General features: G+C 62.6%; 5 protein-coding genes and 1 pseudogene. 2 read left to right on the top strand and 4 right to left on the bottom strand.

All coding sequences use genetic code 11. The features are described 5' to 3' along the window. Both ACLJOU_RS46685 and ACLJOU_RS46680 read right to left on the bottom strand, forming a co-directional pair. Nucleotides 1–487 (bottom strand): helix-turn-helix domain-containing protein (locus ACLJOU_RS46685; protein ID WP_410575745.1); only part of this gene is annotated, 487 nt, incomplete at its 3' end. After that, the gene (locus ACLJOU_RS46680; RefSeq protein ID WP_410575746.1) at nucleotides 469–729 is read right to left on the bottom strand and encodes an MEDS domain-containing protein; all 261 of its coding nucleotides are present in this window, start codon (nucleotides 727–729) and stop codon (nucleotides 469–471) included. The genes ACLJOU_RS46685 and ACLJOU_RS46680, both read right to left, overlap by 19 nt. A gap of 1,096 nt (nucleotides 730–1,825) precedes the next feature. On the opposite strand from ACLJOU_RS46680, the gene ACLJOU_RS46675 reads away from it, so the two are divergent. Then, nucleotides 1,826–2,713 carry a hypothetical protein gene (locus ACLJOU_RS46675; RefSeq protein ID WP_410575744.1) on the top strand — a complete coding sequence of 296 codons (888 nt, stop codon included), beginning with the start codon at nucleotides 1,826–1,828 and terminating at the stop codon, nucleotides 2,711–2,713. Nucleotides 2,714–3,502: 789 nt separating this feature from the next. Then, the gene (locus ACLJOU_RS46670; RefSeq protein ID WP_410575743.1) at nucleotides 3,503–4,096 is read left to right on the top strand and encodes a hypothetical protein; all 594 of its coding nucleotides are present in this window, start codon (nucleotides 3,503–3,505) and stop codon (nucleotides 4,094–4,096) included. A gap of 256 nt (nucleotides 4,097–4,352) precedes the next feature. Here ACLJOU_RS46670 and ACLJOU_RS46665 read toward each other — a convergent pair whose 3' ends face one another. Together ACLJOU_RS46665 and ACLJOU_RS46660 are read right to left on the bottom strand one after the other, a co-directional pair. Further along, nucleotides 4,353–4,946 (bottom strand): hypothetical protein, encoded by a 594-nt coding sequence (locus ACLJOU_RS46665; RefSeq protein WP_410575742.1) that lies wholly within the window; start codon nucleotides 4,944–4,946, stop codon nucleotides 4,353–4,355. A 695-nt stretch (nucleotides 4,947–5,641) separates the two neighbouring features. Next, nucleotides 5,642–5,755: pseudogene (locus ACLJOU_RS46660) on the bottom strand (IS5/IS1182 family transposase); the annotation flags it as partial.

The raw sequence follows: 5,755 nt of genomic DNA, 5'->3' as shown, positions 1-5,755 counted from the left end.
TGCGGCGCAGTTCGCGTGAGATCGTTCCCGGGTCGCGGCTGATGCGGCGGGCGATCTCGCGCACGCCGATGTCCTGTGCGCGCAGCAGCGCGATCTCCTCACGCTCGGCGAACGACAGGTACCGGCCACACGACGAGCACGACGTCGTGGGCGCGGTCTTCGGCGAATACGCGCCACTCGCTCGCCACACACCCGCGCCGTCCGCCAGCCACGGATGCCTCCGGACGGCGTCCGCCGGCGCGACCGGCCTTAGCGACGCCGCGTCATAAAGACACAAGATCGTCATCCACCGGCCGGCGAAGACGTGGTTGATCAGGGCCTCGTGCTGCGCGCACGCCGGGTACTCCGACTCGGGACCGCCGGGCCCAGATCCGCTCGCCGATGATCCGCACGTGGACGCCGGGGTACGCCTCGGCAAAGGCCCGCAAACACCCGAGATGATCCGGCCCGGATTGCGCCCGGCAAGGGTCATGTCCAGCAGGCGCACCGGCCGGCATCAGCCCCGAGCTCGCGTCGCAGTAGCTCGAGATTGGCTGACGGCACGGCCACGGCCACCGGCTCGCCGACCGTCAACGCCTCGATGACGAACGGCACCGTACCGGCGAGGTACTCCGCTGGTGTGTCATAGAACAACGCCGGGTGCGCCAAAAGCACTCCGACAACACCGGCATCAGAAACGCGACTTCGTCCGCGCACGACCCGTGCATACCATGGACATAAGCCGACCATACGCCCCAGCGACCGGGTGGTCTCGTGCACGCGGACGGCTGACGGCTCGCGTGACCGGCACCCACCCGGCCTGGCTGCCTTCGAACCACTGCCCAGGACGTCGCCGCGGGCCGCAGTGATCGGTGCACGTGGGACGTCGGCCCTGGTACGCAGCCACACAGTGGTGGGCCCTGAGGCGCTGGCCGGTCCGGAACGACGACGAACTGGCACACGAGCTGGACGGCCGATGGAACGCCGCCTGCAGTTCGCGGGGAACTCGGGTTTGAAGGGCAAGCGGAGGCCGTGCGGTCGGCCCGGCTGCAGCCCGGGCAACGGGTCGATCCACTCCGGTCGCGGACGCGGTGATCATCTGCACCCAGCCTGCATCAACTGCGGGCCCTCACGCCCCGACACCGGACTACGAGACATCCTCAGCGGGCAGCCGCGGTCTTCTCGCGGAGCAGTGCACTCGCGTCATGCAGGTGCTGCAGGACGTAGTAGTAGGTCTTCAGCAGTCCGCATTGGGCGTAGTCGATCCCGCGGTCGGCGCAGAACTGCCGGACCAGGAGTTACGCGCGGCGCAGGCTGGCGCGCGGCATGCTGAGCGGCTGCCCAGTAGCAACTGGGTACCAGCCCGGCCCGAGGCCACCTTCGGCGGAACCGGACTCGTCTGTCTTGTCCCCGGGATTGAACGAGTTGCCCGACCAGCAGGTCCTTCGCAGATTGCTCGGCAACCGGCGCACCAGCCACGTCCTTCACAGGCTGCAAGGATGCGGAGTCCCCCGCCGAAATGACTCGGCGCACTATCGGCGAGACGCAACCTTGCCGGATCCAAGGTCCTGAGTCACATCGGCCGACGCCACGAAGGCCAGAGCGACAAAGTCTCACTCCGGTGCCTAATATGTTGCCCGCAAGATCGACGAACAAATGACCGAAGCTGCGCAGCATGCCAAACCGGAATCCATCAATCGACGTTGACTGGAATTCAACCCGCTCGTCCGCGCGGAGCGATTGTCGAAATCACCGTGACAGCAACGTCGACTTCAGCGGAATCACTGCCCGATTTCTTACCTTTTGGCGCCAGCTTTCCCCACCCGGCGCTGATACAGTCGACGACATGACAAGCGCAAACACGCCACTGAACGACGACTGCGTCTGCGGCGACCCCCTATCAGACACATCGAACGGTGAACTTGCCGCAGCTCCGTGCGGGAACCATTTTCTCCACAGTAACTGCTGGAACACCTTGGTGCAGACGGCAACCCGAGAAAGGCAACCGAAAAACGAATTCGACATGATCGCCACGAATTTGAATATTCAGACAGGCGGAATTTCCGAGGTGTCCGGTGTCGCCGCGAAACTCAAGGAGGGAAGTTTCTCCAACACTGTTAGCTGCCCATGGTGCAGGCAAACCCAACAGGTCGCTTCGGTCGACAACACGAGATATCTTTGGCTTGCCGAGATCAGGGATCGCGACGCATTCGGCACTGGTTTTGAACCGGAAACGTGGGCCGTCCCCCTGACAGACTTTTTCCAGCAGCTCTTAATCCACCAACGATTCATTTACCCTGACGAGACTACGTATTATATCCTGCCAGAAGGAGTGCACGTCAACGACGTGGTATTCAGCCGAGGGGCAACTACGCTCTTCTGGTGGAAAGAATCGCCAGCAATCAGGAATGTCTCCGCCACGGAGATGCACCTTCCCGCAATTCGCACCAATGTTGCCGAGATGAGTCGCTTGGCCAACCAGGGAGAAAATCTGTCCGCGGATGGCCGTCGCCAAATTTATCTGCTCTTCAGGGTGCTGGCTGATATCTTCGATGACATTGCAGACCGAGACCCGACGGGAATGATGAGACTTTCAAGGCAAAATGGCTTTTCCGATCCTTACGTGTACCTCTTGAACAACAAATTAGACGGATCCGCGAAAATCGACTTCCCAACACTCGCCAGACAGCTCGATATGCTTTCGCAATTCCTGGCTAATCCCAATCTGACGTGATCTCGCCCCACAGAAGCGGCAGAATAGTCCGACCCTCAGCAAAATTTGGCAACTGACGCGTTCAACTCGGAGTGTAAGCAATGCGACATCTGCTCTCAAGTCGCCGATATCGCGCTGTACTCAAGTCCGATCGGACGCTCAGGCGGTGGTGCAGATTCCTGGCTCAACCTCTGTCCCATTGTGGGACATTCACACCATTGACAGGAGTGGCGACGGAATACTCACTCAGGCTCCGGGCACACACTACGTAAGAAAAGTTGTTTCCGTCAAGCCGGGGATCTCTGACGAACGAGTGGACAGACGCGCAGCGAACCCGAATGGCAGAAGATCCGACCCGTCACGGCAACCCAACATCGGTTCGCCGAGTATCGGCTGCTGCCGTGTCCGGGTCACGCGCGGTCCTGATCAGCGCGTGCCACCCCTCGGCGGAGAACCTCGCCGCAGGAACTGCCGGAGCGGATCGGACAGGAACCGGAAGGGGCGACTGGCGCGGCATCAGGGCGCTGCCCGGCGGATGATGCATCACAACGATCAGCACCAGCGCTGAGTGTGACGCCGTCTCCTCATGGCTGCAGGGCAAGCGCATCGGCACCCGACCTGCAGCCTGCCTGACCAGCAGCCCAGCCCTCATCTCAGCTAATTTTCAGACACACTCCGGATCATACCAGACGAAGAACGGCCCCCACACAGGTGGCAGCAATCCGGCCGAAATCAAGCGAACATAACTCGTGTCTTAAATTTTCGTTAGCAAGCTTGATCAGGAACCATACGGCGACCTACCGTTGAAAGATGCATAAGTATTCAGCCCACCGAGAATACCATAAATCAGAAAAGTGTCCACATGTCGACGCGATTCGTCTTGAATTCCGATTGGTCGACACTATTGAGATACTTGGCCGAAATGGTACTTTGCCGCTGCCTTCACTTGCTCACCGTAGAGTTCTCGGAGTTCTCCTGCTCAATCTGGGACACCGCGTCGAGGCTGACCATATTGCCGAGCTAGTTTTTCCGCAGACGCGTTCCCCTCATCCTCGCCGGATGATTCAGAATTTAATTCCGGCGCTTCGGGACATCATTCACTCGGACCCAAACATGGTTATCCTGACCGTCGGTGGCGGGTATGAGATCTGTGCGCCCGCCGACCGGGTAGACCTTTATCGCCTGGCCGCGGAGCCGGAAACAAATGACGGCCTGGATGGCCGCCCCCTCTTCGGCGGTGTCGCGACGGCCTCAATGGCACGCGCAGCCGCGGAACGGCTGGCGGTGATATTCGACTCCCGAGATACCCGGACCCCCGCCAGCAGCGACATGTCGGCAGTGCCACGTCCGGGCGAGGCAGTGCGCTCGCGCCGGCGCATGTCGTACGCGAGCACTCTCCGCTGACGCAGCCCCGAAAAGGAACTCACACGCAGCAAGGGCCGGCACGACCACCCAAACGCTCCTCACCCTTCCGCCGAATCGGCCATCAGGTCATTGATCGCCTTGATTGGCGTCGAGACTGCCAAGGAATGGGTCTCCGCGGCATACGGTCCGCACGTCGGTGCGGACCGCCCTGCACCGCCGTCAGCCATTTCGTGACCCGAGACGTGTTCAATCGTGTGGCGTACTGGCTTCACCAAGGTGCGCGAACGCTCCGCACCTACGCCCAGTGTCTTCCGCAGGTTCTCGGCGGCATCGGGCGCTGATACAGCTCCCGATGCCGCCGATCCTCATACCGTGCCCGATCCACCAACTCAGCATCCACGTTCACGCCGTCTGACTGCTCGACCGAAACGCTGTCTGAGTCGGCAGCCTCGGCCGCGCCAGCCGGAGACCCGATGGCTGATACGGCGGCCAGCGCCTGCAGCAGGACCGCTCCCACCTCAGACCAGCCGATCAACAACAACGGACCCACCGCATCGAACAACGCCTTCCCCACCTCACCGGCGATCAACGGCTCAGCGACGTTCAACGCCAACGTCACCAAGCTTGACGCCAACAGCAGCCTCCGCGGCGGCCGAATCACCTCGGCAGGAGCGCCCCGCAACGACAGGGACCGAATGGCGATCAACGGCCCGACCACCGACAGATCCACCGCAGGCGCCACCGGCGGCGCTACCCAGACCGGCACCCCCAACCGAAGCGCCAACGTGAGCACGTTCCCGAAACCGAACAGGAAGGTCAGAGCCACGATGATCCCCACGATCAGCGCCGCCGCCGACAGCACCGGATCGCGCCCCTCACTCGGGCTCAACACAGCAACTGCCCTCCTCGGCAGTCCGTGCCCGGAACCACACCCGGCACGATTGGCCTGCACGGATATCTGGAGAGAATCCGGCACGCACGTGCCCGAGAAGTGCCCGAGCGGTCGCGACGGCTGCCGCGGCACCACGCGCACCTGGTGAGCGGCCTGGACCTCGCGGACTCGGTCTGCGTGAACCTGCACAAGTGGCTCAACGTGCCCTACGACAGCGCGGTACAGTTCACCCGCCGCCGTGACCTGCAGGTTCGGGTCTTCCAGAACGCGGCCGCTTACCTCGGTCCACTCGGCGACAATCCCGACCTGGTCCACCTCACGCCGGAGAACTCCCACCGCCTCTGCGCGCTCGCGGCCTGTTCACTCTGCGGGCCTACGGCAGGGAGGGGCACCGCGAGATCGTCGAACGATACGTCGCCTGCGCCCTCGCCCTGGGGCGGGCGATCACCGGCATCCCCGCCCCGCGGCTGCTGGCGCCAGTCCGGATGAATGTCGTCTGCTTCACCTTCGCCGACGATCCCACCCGCGAAGCGGCTCGCCGCATTGGCCGGCGACGTGTTCCTTACGCCGACCGTCCGCGCCGGTGTGCCGGCAATACGGGCCGCGTTCAGTAACTGGCGTACCGATGAGGGCGACGTTTTCCGGATCGTCACAGCGCTGGAGGGTGCTGTTTCAGCGGCTTAGAGCGTGTCTCATGTGGTGAGTTTGCGGAGTCTCTTGTAGCAGGTGAGACTGGCTCCGAGGATGACGAAGGCGAGGAAGTGCTCTGCTTTGCGTTCGTAGCGCAGGGTCAAACGTCGGTATCC

Source organism: Amycolatopsis sp. cmx-4-61, assembly GCF_046548775.1.
In the GTDB taxonomy this organism is placed as follows: Bacteria; Actinomycetota; Actinomycetes; order Mycobacteriales; family Pseudonocardiaceae; genus Amycolatopsis.
The sequence above is the reverse complement of the archived record's forward strand: the minus strand, read 5'-3'. Positions and strand labels throughout refer to the sequence as shown.